The organism is Ammoniphilus sp. YIM 78166 (genome assembly GCF_004522215.1).
Lineage (GTDB): Bacteria > Bacillota > Bacilli > Aneurinibacillales > RAOX-1 > YIM-78166.
The window spans coordinates 958,622-977,856 of sequence record NZ_SDLR01000003.1 but is presented as its reverse complement, the minus strand read 5'-3'; the positions used below and the strand labels follow the sequence as shown (position 1 = coordinate 977,856).

The 19,235-nt window shown below is 43.1% G+C and carries 13 protein-coding genes and 1 pseudogene; 9 read left to right on the top strand and 5 right to left on the bottom strand.

The features are described from left to right. Positions 1-628: 628 nt before the first annotated feature. Positions 629-2,122 (top strand): hypothetical protein, encoded by a 1,494-nt coding sequence (locus EIZ58_RS16430; RefSeq protein ID WP_134701914.1) that lies wholly within the window; start codon positions 629-631, stop codon positions 2,120-2,122. A 540-nt stretch (positions 2,123-2,662) separates the two neighbouring features. On the opposite strand, the gene EIZ58_RS16425 is transcribed toward EIZ58_RS16430, so the two are convergent. Then, entirely contained in the window at positions 2,663-3,019 is a 357-nt protein-coding gene (locus EIZ58_RS16425) for a hypothetical protein (RefSeq protein ID WP_134701913.1), read from the bottom strand. A 141-nt stretch (positions 3,020-3,160) separates the two neighbouring features. On the opposite strand from EIZ58_RS16425, the gene EIZ58_RS16420 reads away from it, so the two are divergent. The 7 genes and pseudogenes from EIZ58_RS16420 (at position 3,161) to EIZ58_RS35165 (ending at position 12,290) form a co-directional block, all read left to right on the top strand. Next, positions 3,161-7,669, top strand: coding sequence for a cation-translocating P-type ATPase (locus EIZ58_RS16420; RefSeq protein ID WP_134701912.1), 4,509 nt, complete (start codon positions 3,161-3,163; stop codon positions 7,667-7,669). Positions 7,670-7,685: 16 nt separating this feature from the next. After that, a complete protein-coding gene (locus EIZ58_RS16415) occupies positions 7,686-7,934 on the top strand; it encodes a DUF5132 domain-containing protein (protein ID WP_134701911.1) in 249 nt (82 codons plus the stop codon). Between the two features lie 13 nt (positions 7,935-7,947). Further along, on the top strand, positions 7,948-8,178 hold the full coding sequence (locus EIZ58_RS16410) for a hypothetical protein (RefSeq protein WP_134701910.1): 231 nt from the start codon (positions 7,948-7,950) through the stop codon (positions 8,176-8,178). Positions 8,179-8,482: 304 nt separating this feature from the next. Continuing rightward, on the top strand, positions 8,483-9,445 hold the full coding sequence (locus EIZ58_RS16405) for a metal-dependent hydrolase (RefSeq protein ID WP_134701909.1): 963 nt from the start codon (positions 8,483-8,485) through the stop codon (positions 9,443-9,445). 111 nt (positions 9,446-9,556) lie between these two features. Then, complete coding sequence (locus EIZ58_RS16400) at positions 9,557-10,075, top strand: phosphatase PAP2 family protein (protein WP_134701908.1); 519 nt, start codon at positions 9,557-9,559, stop codon at positions 10,073-10,075. 136 nt (positions 10,076-10,211) lie between these two features. After that, positions 10,212-11,693: pseudogene (ppk1, locus tag EIZ58_RS16395) on the top strand (polyphosphate kinase 1); the annotation flags it as partial. Between the two features lie 36 nt (positions 11,694-11,729). Beyond that, positions 11,730-12,290, top strand: coding sequence for a polyphosphate kinase (locus tag EIZ58_RS35165; protein ID WP_370297712.1), 561 nt, complete (start codon positions 11,730-11,732; stop codon positions 12,288-12,290). Positions 12,291-12,391: 101 nt separating this feature from the next. On the opposite strand, the gene EIZ58_RS16390 is transcribed toward EIZ58_RS35165, so the two are convergent. The 4 genes from EIZ58_RS16390 to EIZ58_RS16375 all read right to left on the bottom strand — a co-directional run bounded on the left by EIZ58_RS16390 (position 12,392) and on the right by EIZ58_RS16375 (position 17,631). Continuing rightward, on the bottom strand, positions 12,392-13,702 hold the full coding sequence (locus EIZ58_RS16390; protein ID WP_134701907.1) for a UDP-glucose dehydrogenase family protein: 1,311 nt from the start codon (positions 13,700-13,702) through the stop codon (positions 12,392-12,394). Then, entirely contained in the window at positions 13,699-14,838 is a 1,140-nt protein-coding gene (locus tag EIZ58_RS16385; protein ID WP_134701906.1) for a glycosyltransferase family 4 protein, read from the bottom strand. The genes EIZ58_RS16390 and EIZ58_RS16385 overlap by 4 nt, the downstream gene beginning before the upstream one ends. Positions 14,839-15,657: 819 nt before the next feature. Then, entirely contained in the window at positions 15,658-16,548 is an 891-nt protein-coding gene (locus EIZ58_RS16380; protein ID WP_134701905.1) for a DMT family transporter, read from the bottom strand. 369 nt (positions 16,549-16,917) lie between these two features. Then, positions 16,918-17,631, bottom strand: a complete 714-nt coding sequence (locus EIZ58_RS16375) for an SIMPL domain-containing protein (protein ID WP_134701904.1) — start codon at positions 17,629-17,631, stop codon at positions 16,918-16,920. A 177-nt stretch (positions 17,632-17,808) separates the two neighbouring features. Between EIZ58_RS16375 and aspA the strand changes: the two genes are divergently transcribed. Then, complete coding sequence (gene aspA / locus EIZ58_RS16370; protein ID WP_134701903.1) at positions 17,809-19,230, top strand: aspartate ammonia-lyase; 1,422 nt, start codon at positions 17,809-17,811, stop codon at positions 19,228-19,230. Positions 19,231-19,235 lie beyond the last annotated feature (5 nt).

Genomic DNA, 19,235 nt, shown 5'->3' with positions numbered 1-19,235 from the left:
TAACCCATCATCAAGTTGTGCTCTTTGGGCGTACGTGGAAGTACACTAGTGATTTGTTTTCATTTATAACAGCGGACCAGAGGATTCATCAAAATACGACATCATTTTCAGATGAAAAGGTACGTCAAAGTACACCACTTTTTCTAGTTTACTAATAAACATTTTGTAAAAAACGTACGTGAAAGTACACTAGAATCTCCTTATTCTTCTAGCAAGTTTTTGTACGTGGAAGTACACTAATGAGCTTACTCAGGTTAGGGAAAATTTATTTAGAAAGCGTACGTGGAAGTACACTAATTAAGGCTAATTCCGAATGAACTGTACGCTAAGGTACACTATGGAAATCCATAGAAGAGAAACGTATGATGTAGACTAGAAAAGAAAAAAGCCCCCACTTACCACAGTGGGAGCTTACAAGAAGAAAGAGTGTACCACCACTCCTTCCTCGAGCTTGAGATGAGATCACCGGCTACCAACCAAACCGATCTCACCCTAGTACATTCAAATTCAAAACACCTTTCCATCCTTTTTAAAAATAAGCATAAAAAAGGTGTCTTTCCTATTGCCTTTTATAGAAATTATACAAACAAACTCAACAAGTTTCAATAGATTGGGGGTGAATCCAAGGATGATCATATTAAATAATCAAAAAGCCAAAACCCACTATACCGATACTCAGCCTGTTGCTATCACATTTAACTTCCTAAAGGCTTTATTTGATATTGAATCAAATTTTAACCGTAAAGAAGAGACCTACAGGATGAATAAGGAGAGTCGTCCCCGCCAGCTAAATCATCTCACCCATGCTGATTTAACAGTGGCGACGGTTCTTTTTGTCGTGTGCAATACTCAGGGACGAATTTGGAATATCACACCTCACATGATCTATCAAAAGCTAGTTGAGTTATACGAAAACCCCATCTCATCTTCCCAATTCTATGAGTCGCTTGAAAAATTCAAGCTGCATGGATTAATTCAGGTGGAAGAATCAGAGGGACTTTATAATTATCAGATCAACTACTTCTGGGACGCGGAAAAAGGAAGGATTCTTCGCTATGTCATCCTTCATCCCGTGGTTTTTTGCGCTGCCTTTACTTCGCTTCCCCTATCGCACAAAAAACTATTCTACGCTGCCGTTGCCCAGCAAAGAGAGAAAGGGTACACGCTATACCATTCTCTTACAAAGGACAGGGAGGATTTTCCCGGTCTTTTTGCCTTGACTCATAAAAATCAACGCCATCAAGTCGACAAGGTTCTTACCGATCTCACCCTTTACCCCATAATGGATGGAAAACCACTTTTTGGCCTTGGAAAATTAGAACGTAAAGGTAAAGGTTCCTATGTCGCGATGTACTCTTTGAATTCGCATTTTTTCTTAAAAGCTGCAAAGGGAAAGAAGTACCATGAGCCGCTGGCAGCTCGAAAAGTCTATCCTAGGCTGTTTAGTTGGGTACAGAAGGAATTATTGGATCGTAGAGCAGGGGAGATTCTAGACTACAACAAAGGACAGTACGCTTATTTGTTAGTCAGATCTCTAAGAAAACTTTCTCGTTCCGTCATTCTCTATCTACTGGATCAGCTTGTTCTCTACTTCCAAACCTACAAGTCATTGCCTATGGATCTAGCCGGATTCATCAGGGAGAAGAGAATAAGTAAGACCGAAGCAAGTATACTCCAAATCACAGAGAAAACGGGGATCCAACCTCTTATCACTTTACATACGCCTAAACACGAACGAACGAGCCGTTTACAAGAGTTTATTAACAGTATTAGTCATCTTCCACTTAGGACAATAAGAGAGGCTTGTCAACGGGGATATCAGGCCCTCAAAGAATCTTTCGACTCTGCTGTTCACCCGTTAGAAGCTTATACCGTTGAAGATTCATTAAATCATTGGATGGAGTATGCCCTTATTCGGAAAAAAGCTCAGCAAGAGCAACGCGAACCTACATCATTTGGGAATTTGGAAAAGTGGGTTCATGCTCAGCTTCAGCTTAACTACTATCGCAAAGAGGAAATCTTAGAATTTGCTCTGGAGCAGCTGGAGAAGCTTCCGTACGCTAACCCGGTTCCTAGATTACCTATTTCCTTTAAACTTGAAAACTTCTTATTGCAATCCTAATGCTCTCTTTTTTTTGAAAAACAAAAAAGAGGGCTATTCGTGTTGTGATTGGGATGCACAAGGAAAGTTCCTCTTTTGGGGTTAGATTACATAATCATGCAGCACCATACTTTTTTTGGCTCTATTATATATAGAAACAAGAAACAATGCGTGAATGGGAAGAACAGGTAGAATAATGGGGATAAGAGATGAGTCATTTTTGCAGACTGTTAGCCAGCTAGTATATTAAAACAAGAAGATAGGTGAGGATTGTTTGAATAGCAGGGATAAGGTTCCTATAATGTGAGCAAAAAGGGTTGAATATACATTCCCTTTTGCACATCAAAATTCACTTGGTTTTATACTATTTTAAGAAACACTTACTTGTTTTTATTAGGATAATAAGGAGTACTTTCTTGTTTTCATTTGGTAAGAAATTGAATAAAGTCAGGCATAAATATAGTTATAGCACTGGTTAAAAAAGATATATTTAAAAAAGATGTTTATGAAAATAAAGTGTAAATTCTTTCCCCTAGCCTAAAGTTAGACCAGGGGACTTACTTAGTGATGCGTTGTAGAATTTTGTATTCGTTCTTGAAGCTCTTGATCACTCATTACATTGAATGGAAGAGCAGATTCTGATTCAAAAATCGTTTCAGGTTCCAGTTCCATATCAAAGGTAAGTGGAGGGATGTCTTCATTTTGCTGAGACCTAGCTTCTGATATAAGCCCCGACATCTGTTCTCTAGCCCCAGCAGTTAAGTCCTTTATTCCTTCTGCCGCTCCCATAACAGCTCCAATTCCTTTTACCGCCATTTTTCTGGTGAATTTTCGAGCTTCGGGGGAGACCGAAAGCACGACAGTAACAGCTGTGATTGCAAGACCTAGCGGTGTTTTGGGTAAGAGTTTATTTAACATGTCCGTTTCCTCCAATATGCTTATTGGTTATGTTATACCTTTCCCAAGCTGCCCTTAAATATACTTCAAAGGAATACATAGCTAGCGAGACTCTTGTTAACACTATTCAACAACTCATTATTAAAGCGGTGGTGATAAAGCTTGAAGGAGCTGTTTTTTAAGCAGCGAGTGATACGTTCAATTCCTGGAAGATTAAGGTGTGAATTGTATGGAATAAAAGGAAATTCCTCGCTTTGTCGTCAAGTAGAAAGCATATTGCAGGTTAAGGGCATTCATGAAGCTAAAGCATGCTCCTATTCAGGTCGTTTATTAGTTACATATGAGCCAGCTCAGCTTTCAGTTGAGAAACTATGCGGTTGGTTACGAAGAATAGAAGAACAAATCTTTACTAAATCACATCCTGACCTAGCACAGCCTAGAGACGAAGAGGTGGAACCGCTTGTGGCCGCGGGAGTCGAAGAGATCTCTTCTGCTGCAGATGCTCAATCCATCCCTAGTTCTTTTCAAGCTGTAGTGTCCGAATCTTCCGTTTCCCGAGAGCAGCCCCCCGCATTACTCCTCGCTTCGGTAATAGGGTTAGGTGCCCTGGGCTTCAAACAAATGACTATCGGAAAAACAGCCATGGCTAGAAGTCCAGGGTTATTTCACGCTTCGGCTGGTTTAGCGGTATTATCAGGATATCCCATGCTTAAACAAGGATTTGAACGTTTAACGAAAGAAAAAATAGTGAATTCCGATCTTGTTTTAGGAACAGCGGCTGTCGCTTTAGCTCTGCTTCGCGAGAATTTATTGGCTCTGGGTGCCGCATCCTTGATCCAATATCTGCATTGGCAAAAAAAGAAAAATCATGAAGATAATCTAGATCCATCCCTTTATCTGACGAAGGAAACAAAGACCTATGCCGCTCGTGCAACCACATGGGGATTCGGGCTAGCGGGAATCAGCTGGTTAACTACTAGAAACCCATGGCTGAGTTTAGGGATCCTTCTAGCAGCTAATCCTAGGCCAAGCCTTGCATCGGAGGAATATGCCTGGAAACAAGCCGAACATCTCGCCCAGAAAAAGGGTCAAATGCTTCCTAAGAACAGCTCTCTTTGCCGAATATCCGAGCTGGAGTATCTCGTGCTAGCAGATACATCTTATGTATACGAAAGATCAGTGCCTAAGCTCCGCTGCATCAGTACCAAAGAGGAAGAAGTCTGGTGCGTTGCAAGGAGCTTAGCGGACAAGATGAACCATCCTTGCAAACACGAAATTGAAAAAGCTTTTCTGGCTACAGGGAAGACTAAAAGGACCGCATTTGAGGTCAAGCAGGAGGAAGATGGAATCAGAGGTAAGCTCAATGGCCACGCTGTGTATCTAGGGGCCAAAAGCTTAATGACCCGCCATCGTGTTTGTTGCGAGCAATACGAACTTGAAGCCAAACGATGGCAAAGAAAAGGGAAAAACGTTTACTATGTAGGGCTGCAGGAAGAATGCATCGGACTACTCGTTGATGAATCAGAGCCACTGCCGAGCAGCAATTTTTCTGTAATTAAGCTACTACAGGAAGCCAATCCACAGCTGCAGATTGGCTATCTTAGGGACTCTATGGGGATTAAAAAAGCCATCATTACTGAAAGCCATCTACAACTCTTGAAAAGACAAGGTGTCTCCTACTTGCTGGTGATCAATGAAGAGGAGCTCAACTATACGAACTACCGAGATGAGCCAAGCCTATCAAGACAGCATCTTGCCCAGCTCCCATCCCTAATACAGAGCACAAAAGGTATTCGTAATATGATCACCCAGCATCGAGTCTGGACCATGTTGTGGAATATTCTAGGGACAGGGCTCGCCCTTTCCGGACGGTTAACTGCGCCTATAGTGAACCTGTTAGCTGATGCCCTAAAGCTTCTATTACTATCTAAGTCCTCGAGACTTCGACAAGAAGTGCCGAATGAAACCATCAAAAGAGAAACCAAGCCGAATGAATGGCATTGTATGCCACAAACCGAGCTATTGCAGTTTTTAAATACCGATATAAACAAAGGCATAAACAACCAAACCGTTCAAAGCCTGCGAAATCGAATCGGTGCGAATCGTTTAGTTCCAGCCGAGAAGACTCCGTGGTATCTTTCTTTCGCCAAACAATTTACCGAGTTTACTACTGTGATCCTTTTAGGTACAGCAGTTGTCTCTATATTAGCTGGGGATGTGTTTGATGGAGCAGCAATGATGGCTGTTCTCCTGGTTAATGCATTTATTAGTACGACGCAGGAAAGCAAAGCGGAAAAGATGGTGGAAGCACTAAACCGCTATCAGCCTCCAAGATGCAGGGTCCTACGCGAAGGAGAAATTCAGGAGATCTCTGCCCTTGATCTCGTTCCAGGGGATATCGTCCAACTGGAAGCAGGAGATCAGGTCCCTGCAGATCTGCGGATTTTGTCGGATTGGAGTCTTGAAGTAAATGAAGCCCCGTTAACGGGAGAGTCTATTGCAACCCAAAAGAAGGCAGAAAAGCTGCCAAAAGAAAAGGCTTTAGCTGAACGGAGTAATATGCTTTTTATGGGGACTAATGTGACCCGAGGGAAAGCCACGGCCGTTGTGGTTGAGACGGGGATGTATACGGAAATCGGACATCTTACAAGCTTACTAAAAGACAATGAAAAGGAAACGACTCCTTTACAAGAAACCGTGACGTCGATTAGCAAAACTTTTGTGCGAGGGGCTATTATCGCTGGCGGAATAGTCTTCGCTGTGGGCTTGTTGCGCGGAAATAGCCTATTGCAGATGGTTCCAACCTCGGTAGCACTAGTGGCTTCCGCTATACCCGAGGGATTGCCAGTTACGATAACCATTGCTCTAAGCGCAGGAATTGTCCGTATGTCTAAACGAAATGCTGTGGTAAGAAAGCTGTCTTCCCTAGAAACACTTGGCCGAGTGAATGTGATTTGTTCAGATAAAACAGGCACCTTAACAAAAAATGAAATGACAGTAACCAAGCTGCAAACTACGCAGCACGAATGGACCTTGACAGGGGAAGGCTATGAGCCAAGAGGTGAGTTAAAGAATCTGCGCAATCGAGCTATCCATCAGGACGAGGAAGCCAAAAAACTCCTCCACATTGCCATGCTGTGCAATAACAGCCAGCTTGATAGAGAAGCATGGAGCCTCAAGGGGGACCCAACAGAAGGAGCTTTGCTCACGCTGGGCTATAAGGCAGGTATACAGGATCTACTGTTGTCGCAATGGACCAGACATCATGAGATCCCTTTTGATTCCTATCATGGTTCCATGAGTGTCGTCTGTCATGATGGAATAAAGGAAAATCCTTGTTATCTCTTTTCCAAGGGTTCAGTGGAAGCGATGCTAAAACGATGTTCCCATTATCAAGAAGATGGACAGGTATTGGCACTGACAGATGAAATTCGTGAAAAAATTCTAAAGCAAAACAATCGATATGCTGCGCAAGCCCTTCGCGTATTAGGTTTTGCTTATCGAAGCCTTCAACCAGACGAATCGTTACAAGAACCGCAAGAAGAACGACTAATCTATGTCGGGATGGTGGGGATGATCGACCCACCGAAATCCGAGGTGAAAAAGGCGATCGCTGATGCCTACCGCTTAGGAGTGAAGCCTGTGATGATTACAGGTGATCATCCCATTACGGCGGTGGCGATTGCTAAGCAGCTCGGCATGTATCAGGAAGGGGATCGGGTGATGACGGGTGGCGAGCTAAATCAGTTAAACCCAAATGAGCTCGAAAACATCGTTGTTGAAGCCTCGATTTTTGCTCGTGTGTCCCCAGAGCATAAGCTCAAGATTGTAAAGGCCTATCAAAAGCTAGGATATGTAGTCGCGATGACCGGAGATGGGGTAAATGACGCACCGGCGATCAAGCAGGCAGATGTCGGAATTGCGATGGGTAAAACAGGTACGGACGTCACAAAGCAAACAGCGGACATGGTGCTAAAGGAAGATCACTTCGGTTCCATCGTAGACGGGGTTAAGGAAGGTAGAACCATCATCAGTAATATCCGAAAAGCTATTGGTTGCTTGCTGACTGGAAACCTAGCTGAGATCCTCGTTTCGAGTACAGCTGTTCTATTGGGTATGCCTATTCCGCTTGTGCCTGTTCAAATTTTACTTATGAATTTACTTACAGATGCGTTGCCTGCTTCCGTCCTGGCGGTGAATCCGGGGAATAAGGATCTAGTTACAGAGCGCCAAGAAATTGTCGACTCCAAGCTTTATAAAAAGGTGGCTCTTCGCGGAACGATTTTAGGGTTAACGTCACTAGGTCTATTTGCGACTTCTCTGCGAATGGGGGCAACACTACCCGTGGCGCGCACCATGGCTTTTGCTTCCCTAGTAGCAGGGCAGCTGATGCAGACCTTCTCTTGGCGACAAGAAAACGGACAAAGGTTCTCTCACTGGATTAAAGATAAGTTTTTAATGGGAGCGCTAGGTATATCCTGGTTAGCTTTATTATCGGTGATCTATGTTCCATCGCTAGCGCAAATTTTCCATACGGCGCCATTAGGGCTCATACAGATGGGGCAAGTTCTCCTCGCGGGAGCATCGGTTAGCTTCTTGTCTAAACCTTTGCTTAATCTAATGGATACAAAAAAATCGATGCAACATCCAAATGTACAAATGGCTGCATAAGAGAGGTGAAATCAAAATGCTGCAAAAAGGATTTGAACGCGTGTTAGTGGGTACTGTCCTGGTTTTGACAGCAAAAGTTTTATGGCCTGTGGCCAAAACCACACTGCGATCGGCGGCGCATGTCGGCGGCCAAGTCCTATCCTCAGCTGCTCAGGGGACTCGGTCGACTTGGGCATTGGCGAAGGAAGAAATGACGGATATCGTTGCTGAAGCGCAATTTGAGCGAATGAAGCGCAAGTTGGATCATGAAGTGACGGAACCGTAAAAAGGAGGACTATATGGAAGGACAAAAGGTAGATCATCATCTCCAGCAGGCCTTTGCTCACTTAAGGGAAGCTTTGAATGCAAGCGTGGGATTGGTCTTGGCCAATCCTTCTGAAAAAGGGAGTGTAGGAAAGAAGTGGGAGGCCTTTCTGGGAGAATTCTTTAATATGGTCAAGACAAAAGGGAAAGAGAGTAAGCTGAACCTCTTATCTTGGATTTCGTTTTCGAAAATGTGGAAGTGGTAAAATTAGAAGAGGAGCCCGCGGGCTCCTTATTTTTTTATGAAGGCCAGCACAAATCCCTATGCACCAGCCCTGTTTGTTTGATAAAGCTACCGTCAGCCCCTTCCTTCGCTGAGGGCGTTGGCGGCCCCCGATGCCGCCCTACCTGTATATTATGGTACAGGTTTTGTATGTGAAGGAGGTGGAGCAGTGATGAATTTTCCTTTAAGATTCTATAAAGATCTTTTACAGTAGATAAACAGTATATTCACAAAATATAGGTAAAATAAAATTGTAAATCATTTACATCTAGATTGGGGGAGAAAAATTGGATACAGCGAGTCACCTTTTGTTTGGTTTAACTCTAGCCGGGCTAGCCCATATGGATCCAGTGGTAAGCCAGCATCCAGAACTAGCTCAGGCCATCATAGCAGGTACTGTGATAGGATCACATGCTCCTGATTTTGATACGGTCTCTAGACTGAAAGGATATTCCTTTTATATCCGTCATCATCGTGGTGTCACTCACTCGCTTCCAGGATTATTTCTCTGGCCGGCCCTGTTGGCCACCCTATTTGGTTATGGGTTCGGAGTTCTAGACTTTTGGATGACTCTTTACGTTTGGATTTTTGCTGCTGTTTTTTTTCATGTTTTTTTAGACCTACTCAACACCTACGGTGTGCAATGTCTTTTTCCTTTCTCAAAAAAGTGGATGCATTTAGACATTCTGAACCTGTTTGAGCCATTCTTGTTTTTCTTGCATGCCTCCGGTGCTGTCTGTTGGTTATTCCTTGATGTAGACCCTGTTAGAATCTTCCCTTTGGTTTACTTGTTAAGTCTGATTTATATCTTAATGAGAGCTTATCAGCATGGAGTCTTGCTCAAAAAGCTGAAGGAAACGATCGGAAGGGGAGGAATTTATCACCTGTTCCCCAATCTCCATTGGTTCCACTGGCGCTTTGTTGTCGAGACAGACGAGTGTTTTTATACAGGGGTTATGACTTATGGCAAGGTCATCATCCAACAGTATTACTTGAAAGAAGACAAGAATCCCATCATTGAGCGGACGGAGGAAACCGACGGAGTTCGAGCTTTTCTGAAGTTTGCCCAGAGGGTTCACGTAACTTGCCAAAAAGTAGAGGATGGGTATGAGGTCAAGTGGAGTGATGTGCGCTTTTGGTATAATTCAAAACTTACTTTCGGCGTGGATATTAAGCTTGATCATAACTTAAATGTCACCCATCATGAGCTGGGGTGGAGAAAAGGCATGCTAGAACCTCCGTTTGTATGATGTAGGTTAAACTTATGTTAAAAATGCTTTTATTTCTTAATATCATGTTTAAATGTAGTTCATTTAGGGTTGATAAGATAAAAGAAATAACGTTGGGAAAGGGGAATTTGCGTGTATCAGCTATTATCTTGGGTTGAAAGCGGGGATCGGCGAATTTTCCATCTCTTTAACCATAAAATTCGGTGTCCAATCTTGAATCGCTGGATGCCTATGATCACCCACTTCGGTGGTCTTACCTTTTCTGTTTGCTTATTTCTTGTTCTGTTTCTGCTCTTAAGAGAAAATAGAGTACTGCTCGTTGAGGGTCCCCTCGCTCTGATAACCAGCCACGTATTGGTTCAGATAGGTAAAAAGGGTTGCAGCAGACGTAGACCCTATTTGAAAGAAACCGACATCTATGTAGTTGATCGTCCGCTAAGAGACTTCTCATTTCCTTCTGGACATAGTGCGGCTATTTTTGCTTGGAGCACCGCTATTGCTTTAATCATACCGTGGTTAGCTCCTTTCTTTTTTGCCATCGCCATCCTGGTTGGGATTTCTAGAATGTATTTGGGTTTGCACTACCCCTTAGATGTGGTGGTTGGTGCACTCCTGGGTATATTATGTTCAATATTAGTTCATTATTTTTAATAGACCTCCATACGGAGGTTTTTCTGTTTCAAAATGAAAGTTTACCAAATCTTAATATGGAATTTACAAAACAATAATATAATTGAATTTCAATACATCCTAGGAAGTGTATAGAATGGATAAACAAATATAAAAGATCGATTTAACAAGCCCATCCTATTTTAATAATCGAGAACTAAGCTGGCTAGCCTTTAATAAGCGAGTATTGGAAGAAGCTATGGATCCGCGAAACCCTTTGCTCGAACGAGTAAAGTTTCTCGCAATTTTTAGCTCTAATCTAGATGAATTTTTTATGGTACGTGTAGCGGGACTGAAGGATCAGGTAGAGGCATGCTTTCACTTTGCTGAAGATAAAGCAGGCTTGACTCCCAAAGAGCAACTGGCCAGCGTATCTAAACTTAATCATCCGTTAGTCAAGCTTCACTATGATACCTATCATAGCCTAATGATCCAACTGCAAAAGGAAAATATCCATCTGTTGAAAATAAATCAACTCAACGAGGAGCAAATCGGAGTTCTAGAGCAATTGTTTGACAACTTGATTTCCCCTGTTCTAACGCCTTTAGCGGTCGATGCTTATCATCCGTTTCCTATTTTGTTGAATAAGAGTATTAACATTGCCGTTACGTTAAGAGAGTCGGGCCAACAAGATCAAAAACGGGCCTTAGTTCAGGTTCCCAGAGGGTTAGAACGCTATATTGCTCTGCCAGGGGAAAACTCGTACGAAGCCAAATTTGTACTTTTGGAAGAAGTTATTCGCCATTTTTTATATAAGCTGTTTATCGGATATGAAGTCTGTTCTGTGATGACCTTTCGGATTACTAGAAACGCTGACCTTGCGCTACATGAAGAAGGGGCAGAGGATTTGCTTAAGGTCATAGAAGAAGAGTTGAAGAAACGTAAGTGGGGGAGAACGGTACGTCTTGAAGTAGAAGAAGAAACGGTAGATGATGAGGTGATTCAATTCTTGCTGGAAGAATTGGAAATTCACGAAAAAGATGCCTATCGTGTTCATGGACCGTTGGATCTGTCCTTTTTATTTTCATTCTATAGTAAAATGATCAAGGACAAGGAGCACCTAGTTTACCCTCCCTTTATACCGCAGCCTTCCGTTGATTTTAAGCTGGGGGACAATATTTTCGAGCTCCTCAGCCGAAAAGATATCCTTCTTCACCATCCCTATGAATCCTTTGACCCGGTCATCGAATTTGTGAAGCAAGCGGCCAAAGATCATTCTGTTCTTGCTATTAAGCAGACTCTATATCGGGTGAGCAAGGATTCACCGATCATCGAAGCGTTAAAGGAAGCTGGGGAAAATGGAAAGCAAGTGCTCGTCCTGGTGGAACTGAAAGCACGCTTCGATGAGGAGCATAATGTTCATTGGGCAAAGGAGCTGGAGAAGGCTGGATGCCATGTGATTTATGGCATGACAGACTTAAAAACGCATAGCAAGATTACCTTAGTTGTTCGCCGAGACCAAGAGCATATTGAGCGTTTTGTCCATTTAGGAACGGGAAATTATAATGATTAAACAGCAAAAATTTACACCGATTTTGGATTATTTACATCACATCCTGAATTTGGCATGGATGCTACCCACTTTTTTAATTATCTCAGCGGATATACAGCAAAGCCATCTTTTTACCATTTTGCTATTTCGCCATACGATATTCGCGGGCATTTACTCAAGTTGATCGATCAAGAAATGGCACACCATGAAAAGTGGGGCAATGGACGAATCATTGCACAGATGAATTCCTTGACGGAAAAAACCATGATCATGAAGCTCTACGAGGCTTCACGCGCAGGGGTAAAAATAGACTTGATCGTTCGTGGGATTTGCTGTTTGCGCCCTAGTATAAAGGGTATTAGTGATAATATACGGGTTAGGAGCATAGTAGGCAGATTTCTTGAACATAGTAGAATCTTTTACTTCAACTCTAATGGAGCAGAACGGATCTACCTCTCCTCCGCGGATTGGATGACCCGCAATATGATGAAAAGGGTAGAAATTTCTTTCCCTGTCTATGATGACCGTCATAAAGAAAAGATCAAACAAGCGTTACTGTTACTCTTGAACGACAACGTCAAAGCAAGGGAACAAGATCCGCAGGGGAATTATCATTATGTCCTTAGACAAGCTGAAGAGCCTGAAATCAATAGCCAGGAGCAATTATGCAAAAGGGCGTTTCAGGCTGCGGAAGCCATAGAATAAATTTACTTAGAATTCATCTTCGCTTAATGTTTTTGTTTTAAAATAAGACATGACAACACCTTTATTGGCTATCCCTTCTTTATAACCGCTAATTATAGCGGTTATTTTTTTCTTCCATCGACAACTGGACGGCCAATAGAAACATAAATCCATTCCTGTTCAAAGGCTATTGACTTCATCGCATCTAAAGTGAAAAGGTTCCTACCATCCACAATTAAAGGATAGCGCATATTAATTCTAGTCTGGCGCCAATCTACCTCTTGCCATCCCTTCCATTCGGTTAGTAGAAGAACAGCATCACATCCCGCCAAGGTGTCCTGTAAGCTTGAATGGAGGATGACTCCCGATAAAGGGTAGTGATGGAGAATCGGATCATAGGCGTGCACGATTGCCCCTTCATCTAAGCATAAACGACTGATTGCAAGGGAAGGGGCTTCACGGATATCGTTTGTTGAGGATTTAAAGGTTAATCCGAGCAGGGCAATGCGTTTTCCCTTCAAATCCCCTAAATGCTGTATTAACTTTTCAACCAGTAAGATAGGTTGCTGTCTATTGATCCACTCGGTAGACTCGAGTAAAGGAAGATCCTGCATATTTTGCTTTCCTAGGGAAATAAGAGCTTGGATATCTTTAGGAAAACAGGAGCCTCCATAGCCTACTCCTGCGCGGAGGAAAGCAGGCCCGATTCTTGAATCAGCCCCCATACCTTCAGCGACGACATCTACATTGGCCCCAACACGCTCACTTAGCCTGGCTATCATATTGATGAACGAGATCTTCATCGCTAAGAAGGCATTGGAAGCATACTTTGTTAATTCGGCACTACGGCGATCACAAAAGATAAGCTTGGTATTTGAGCGCTGATACAGGTCTTCCATTTTGTCTCTAGCTTTTCCCGAAACAGAGCCTACAAGGATCCGTTCGGGGTTAAAAAAGTCATAAACTGCATTCCCTTGGCGGAGGAACTCAGGATTATAGACCACGTCTAAGTCACTGCCTCCCTGATGGCGAAGATAGTTTTCTGCATGATCACTTGTACCTACAGGAACAGTACTTTTAATCACGACTAGCTGTTCAGGCTGGATATACGCGGACATATCCTTAAGTGCGGCCCATAGTTGTGACAGATCCGCATCACCCGTGGGGGTGGAAGGGGTACCAACACATAGAAAAACGATATCGGAGCTAATAATGACTTCTTCCAACCGATCGGTAAAGCAGATCATACCATCGGAAGCAGCTTGCTTAAATAGATCTTCCAGCCCTTCTTCCCATATAGGCAAAACTCCGGCTTGGAGACTTTGGATTTTCGATTCCATGATGTCTGTTCCAATGACCTGATGTCCCAAGGAGGCTAGACCAATTCCTGTGACAAGTCCGACATAACCTAGACCTACAATGCCAATTTTCATCCTACCTTCCTCCTCTTATTATGGATGACGTGCTCATATTGAAGCAGAAGTCTGTCGAAGATCGCCTCCCAGGATTGGGTGGTTGCATAACGACGTGCTTCTTTACCCATCTGACGCAAAAGGGCTGGCTTCTCCAAGAACTGAACTAGGGCTTGGGTGAAGGCTTCTGGATTTCGGGGAGGACACAAGAACCCTGTGGCTCCATCCTGAATGATTTCTTGAACTCCGCCTGCATTTGCTCCGATGGCGGGGATCCCCGATGCCGCCGCTTCCAAAACAACGTTGCCGAAGGTCTCTGTAGATGAAGGGAAGAAAAACAAGTCTGCAGACGCATAGACTTTCGCCAATTGCTCTCCCTCTAAATATCCTGTAAATGTAGCATACGGAAGGTTAAATTCTTGCCATTTCGCTAGGAGTGGACCGTCTCCAACAAACATCCAGTGTATCCTGTCCTTGATCTCTTGCGGTAAATGACACATAACCTCTAATAAAATGTCCAGGTCTTTTTCAGGTGCCATTCTTCCAACAAAAAGCACAAGGAGCCGATTACCAATCTGGTAGTGTTCTCGCAATCCATTCGATCTTTTCTTTGGGTGATATAAGTCAGAATCCACACCGCGTTTCCACAGATCGATTCGAGTAAAGCCCTGTTTTCTTAGTAGTTCCTTGGTTTCTTGGGATGGAACAAGAGTAAGCCCAGTGGATTCATGAAACCAGCGTAGGTAACGCCAGATCCAGTTCGTAGCAAATCGCAAGTGATAATAATCTAAATAACGGTCAAAATGAGTGTGATAAGAAGAAATGAGCGGAATTCCGTACTTTTTTCCATAATGAAGGCCGCATAGCCCCATGTTAAAAGGGGTGGCTAGATGGATCAGATCAGGTTGAAAGCTATTAAGATGCTGGCGAACAGCTAAAAGATTTGGCAGTGCAATCCGGCATTCGGGATAAAGGTAGAAGGGAAGGCTAAAAAAGCGGTGAATGTTATTTGCAAATAAATCCTGTTCAGCGAATTCAGGGACAAATACTTGGTGTGAGATATTCCTGTGCTGTAGGTGGTGGATTAATCGATTCAGGGTCATCGAGACGCCATTCATCTGTGGAAAAAAGGTATCCGTAAATAAAGAAATTTTCATGATAACCCCCTATGTTGGTTCTTCATTTTCATTCTTATTACAATTATGAAAGAAGAGTATAAACCCTAAGTAAATTCGATGTTAAGATTTATAAGGGATTATTTAACAATAGAAAAAGAGGGTAATCCATAGGGTCGGTTTTACCGACCTTTAGGGACACTCTCTTTCTTTTCCATTCCATTTATTGGATATTGTTGGATTGAATTTATTTTTGTTTAGGGTATTAGCCCACCTCTAAGCCTCTTTTTTGAGGCTCTTTTGGGTGTGTCTATCCCACTTGAGGAGATTACTAGATCCGTGGTATTTTTGGATAGGCCTCTTTGGAAGGTAAGTCTCTTCTGGTTGGCGCAAATCCACTCATCAAGCTCTTCATCATAGGGCATACATAAGAAAATCGTTCCTTTCTGGATAATTGTGTTCTGGTGACTTAATTTTAACAAGAGAACGCATTCTTGTTTTTTTATGCAAAAAAAGGGCGTTCCCTTAAAAGCTAGGCTTTTGGGAAACCCTCTTTGATCTAAATTGTGGACTCCGGTTAATGGGGCAAATGAAGCCCTCAGACAATAAATCGGAGCTGATTCCGGTTATTTCCGGTAAAGTGTCTCAAAATGGGCAAATTAGTCGGACGTGATTCCGGTTAGTTAACATTTAGATGGGTCATTTGGGGGCTCTGAAGTCCAATAACCGGAACGGACTCCGGTTATTTAGCCATTTTAGCACCCGTTCAGCCAAATAACCGGAACACCCTCCGCTTATTCCGCCTCCCCGGCCTCATCCGACAAAAAAGAGGTGCCTAAAAAATTTAGGCACCTCTTTTTATCAGCTTGCTTTTGAAATTCTTCCTGATTTTAGATTTCCAACTTGAATCGTGGCCATGATGACACCGCCGATAATTAAAGTTGAGCCGATGAGTTGAGAAACTGTAACCTGTGTCCCAAGCAGAAAGAAACCGGAAACCATGGCGGCAAAAGGTTGGAGGTTCAGGAAGATGGAGGCTTTCCCTGCACCGACCTTTTTTAGTTGACCGTTCCAAATGAGAGCGCATATGCCCTGCATCACGATAGCTGAAGCAATGAGGAGAAGCCATGCCCATAAGGGATGACTTGCACCGGTTATGGGTTCGGAAAGAAAAGCTACGGGGATGAGCATGATCGAACCCGTTGCTGTGGCATAGACCGTAATGGTAAACGGGTCAAGGCGATCCGATAATTTCCTGACAATAATAATCGAGCAGGAGAAGGTAAGCATCGCCAGAAAGATAAAAAACACACCGGCATTAAGCTCAATTCCGCCTCCTTTTCCAACGACAAAGAAAACACCGATCACGGCTACCAGGGAGCCTAGAATCATCTTTCTTGTGAGAGCCTCACGCAAGAAGATAGAAGCAAGAAAGGCTGTTGTTATCGGAGTTAACGATAGGATGAGGGCTGCTGTTGTAGCGTCAGTTAATTTTAACCCGTTAAAAAACGCAACTTGGTTAAACAAAGTTCCTACAAGCCCTAACAGTAATAATAGCTTGACTTCCTGCATGGTAATTTTAACGAATCGATGAGTGAAATAAGCATAACCCAACAAAAATACCGTTGTTACAATGAGCCGGAATGCTGCCAGCAGAAGTGGTGGAAATTCCTGTACAAGAATAGATCCAAAAACGAAGTTACTTCCCCACAAGGAAACACAGAAAAAAAGCCAAAAATAAGAACGAAGCATCGACAGCCCCTTCTTCCAAAAGATGTGATATATTGCAATCTCATCTTACAACCGGAAAAGGCGAGAAGTCCATATACAATTGTTCAAGGATAAGTTGTAAAAAAAAATCTGATTGTACGGAATGGACTTTTGGTATACAATATACCTAAAGGGGTGAGGGGACATGTTTACGTGTAAAGATCATGTTAAAAAAGGACTGGATTTTTCCATTTTTCCACATATTAAGAAAGTGACGTATGCAGAAACCTTCTGTCACTTTTGCAAGGAAAAGGCTAAATACAAACTATTTCAGAGCAGTACGATGAGAGCTGCTAGATAAAAATAAAAGGAAGGCTGATCCCCTAAGGTCAGCCTTCTTCTAGTTAACGTTTAAAATTCGTATACGACTTGTACCTGGGCTTCAATCTTCAATTCTCCAGGAGAAATTACGGTTGAGGCAGTATCCATAGCCTTAGCTTCTGCTAGCTCATGGCCTCGAAAGATGAGTGGGCTAGCCGTGCCGGGCTCCGAGATATGAAGCACTCCTGTGACTTTTTTGCCTGTTTGGGCTGCCAGAGCATCTGCCTTTCTTCGGGCATGGTCCATGGCTTTGTGTAGTACTTGAATCTCATATTCTTCTTGCTTTTCTGCCCCGTATTGAACGCCTTCAATTTGATTGGCTCCAGCTTGAGTGACTGCATCTAATAGCTGCCCTACACGGTTAATATCGCGATAGGTGACTAATAGAATATGCTGGGTTTGGTAACCTTTCAGGACTTGCTTGTCCTTTTCCCATTGATAATTGGGGAAGGTGGAGAATTGGACGGTTTTCATGTCTTCGGGCTTTAGACCTTGTTCCATTAGTGCTTTTTGGATTTGGGTAAAAGTGTCCGCATTACTCTTCTGGGCTTCTGTAGCGGTGCTTCCTTGGGTTACTAGACCTAATCGAACATAAGCCACATCGGGTTGAATGAGAATTTCTCCTTTTCCAGTAACGCTAATCGTATTTTTTTCTGCTTTCTCGGTCGCAGAGGCGGAAAGAAACGGTGTGATCATTAGGGTCAGAATGACAATGGATAGGGGTAGAAACCATCGATAGTTCATAATCAAGCTCCTTCTTAATTTGTTTTTTTTGTTATTAATTCCGACGAATAGGGTTAGATATAGGTTGCACGTAATTGCATAGAAGTACCAATTAATTTCAATTAGATTATTTCCACAAACGGGTAATCTATTGTAGAATAGATAGCGAAGGAAAGCACTTACAAAGGGGAAAACACAATGATCAAGGATTTAGTTAGAATAGAGAAAGACTTTTTGGGGGAGAAGGAAGTTCCGCACGACGCCTATTATGGAATTCAAACGCTACGTGCAGTGGAGAACTTCCCCATTACAGGCTATAGAATACATGGAGAGTTAATAAAAGCATTGGCCATGGTGAAAAAATCTGCGGCTATTGCCAATATTGAAGTTTCTAGGCTTAACCCACGTTTGGGACAAGTTATAGTGGAAGCCGCTGATGAAATCATTAAGGGCAAATGGCATGATCAATTTATCGTCGATCCGATCCAGGGTGGGGCTGGGACTTCGATTAACATGAATGCCAATGAAGTCATCGCCAACCGCGCCCTTGAATTGCTAGGTGAAACCAAGGGAGATTATTTTAAACTCAGCCCCAATACGCATGTTAATATGTCCCAGTCTACCAATGATGCTTTCCCGACTGCGGTGAGAATTGCCCTCTTGTCCTTGTTACAGCAATTGATTTCGACGATGGAAGAGCTCCATGCGACGTTTTTGCAAAAGGCCAAAGAATTTGATCCAGTAATCAAAATGGGTCGTACCCATTTGCAGGATGCAGTGCCGATCCGTCTTGGTCAGGAGTTTGAAGCTTATAGCAGAGCCTTGGGGCGAGATATCAAGAGAATTAAACGTACCCGCGAATCCTTGTTCGAAGTCAATATGGGAGCAACCGCAGTAGGCACAGGGCTAAACGCCGATCCTCGCTATATTCAGCAAGTGGTTGAGCTGCTTGCTGAAACAAGTGGGTTTCCTTTAGTTACGGCTGAGGACTTGGTGGATGCGACGCAAAATACAGATGTATATGCTGAGGTTTCGGCATCCCTAAAGGTATGTATGATTAATATGTCTAAGATTGCCAACGATCTGCGATTGATGGCATCAGGCCCGCGTTCAGGCTTAGGGGAAATTTCGCTTCCAGCCAGACAGCCGGGATCCTCTATCATGCCAGGAAAAGTGAACCCAGTCATGGCTGAGGTCATTAATCAGATTGCATTCCAAGTCATGGGCAATGATCATACGATTTGCCTAGCAGCAGAAGCTGGACAGCTCGAGCTTAATGTCATGGAGCCGGTCTTGTTCTTTAACTTAATTCAGTCGCTGAGCATTATGAATCAGGGCTTTAAAGTATTTAGAACCTATTGTTTAGAGGGTATTGAAGCTAACGTAGAACGATGCCGTGAATATGTAGAGAAAAGCGTGGGCATCATTACAGCTTTGAATCCGCATTTAGGCTACGAGACAGCAGCAAGAATTGCACGTGAAGCGATCCAAACCGGTCTCTCTGTAAGGGAGCTGTGTTTGATGCATAACGTCCTAACTGAGGAAGAGCTTAATCTCATCCTTGATCCTTACGAGATGACCTATCCAGGCATAGCGGGTTCTGATTTACTAAATAGATAAGACAC

What these genes read in the sequence shown, in the direction of transcription:
- EIZ58_RS16430 (WP_134701914.1), top strand. Translation starts at nt 629, where the DNA reads ATGATCATATTAAATAATCAAAAAGCCAAAACCCACTATACCGATACT.
- EIZ58_RS16425 (WP_134701913.1), bottom strand. Translation starts at nt 3,019, where the DNA reads ATGTTAAATAAACTCTTACCCAAAACACCGCTAGGTCTTGCAATCACA.
- EIZ58_RS16415 (WP_134701911.1), top strand. Translation starts at nt 7,686, where the DNA reads ATGCTGCAAAAAGGATTTGAACGCGTGTTAGTGGGTACTGTCCTGGTT.
- EIZ58_RS16410 (WP_134701910.1), top strand. Translation starts at nt 7,948, where the DNA reads ATGGAAGGACAAAAGGTAGATCATCATCTCCAGCAGGCCTTTGCTCAC.
- EIZ58_RS16390 (WP_134701907.1), bottom strand. Translation starts at nt 13,702, where the DNA reads ATGAAAATTGGCATTGTAGGTCTAGGTTATGTCGGACTTGTCACAGGA.
- EIZ58_RS16385 (WP_134701906.1), bottom strand. Translation starts at nt 14,838, where the DNA reads ATGAAAATTTCTTTATTTACGGATACCTTTTTTCCACAGATGAATGGC.
- EIZ58_RS16380 (WP_134701905.1), bottom strand. Translation starts at nt 16,548, where the DNA reads ATGCTTCGTTCTTATTTTTGGCTTTTTTTCTGTGTTTCCTTGTGGGGA.
- EIZ58_RS16375 (WP_134701904.1), bottom strand. Translation starts at nt 17,631, where the DNA reads ATGAACTATCGATGGTTTCTACCCCTATCCATTGTCATTCTGACCCTA.
- aspA (WP_134701903.1), top strand. Translation starts at nt 17,809, where the DNA reads ATGATCAAGGATTTAGTTAGAATAGAGAAAGACTTTTTGGGGGAGAAG.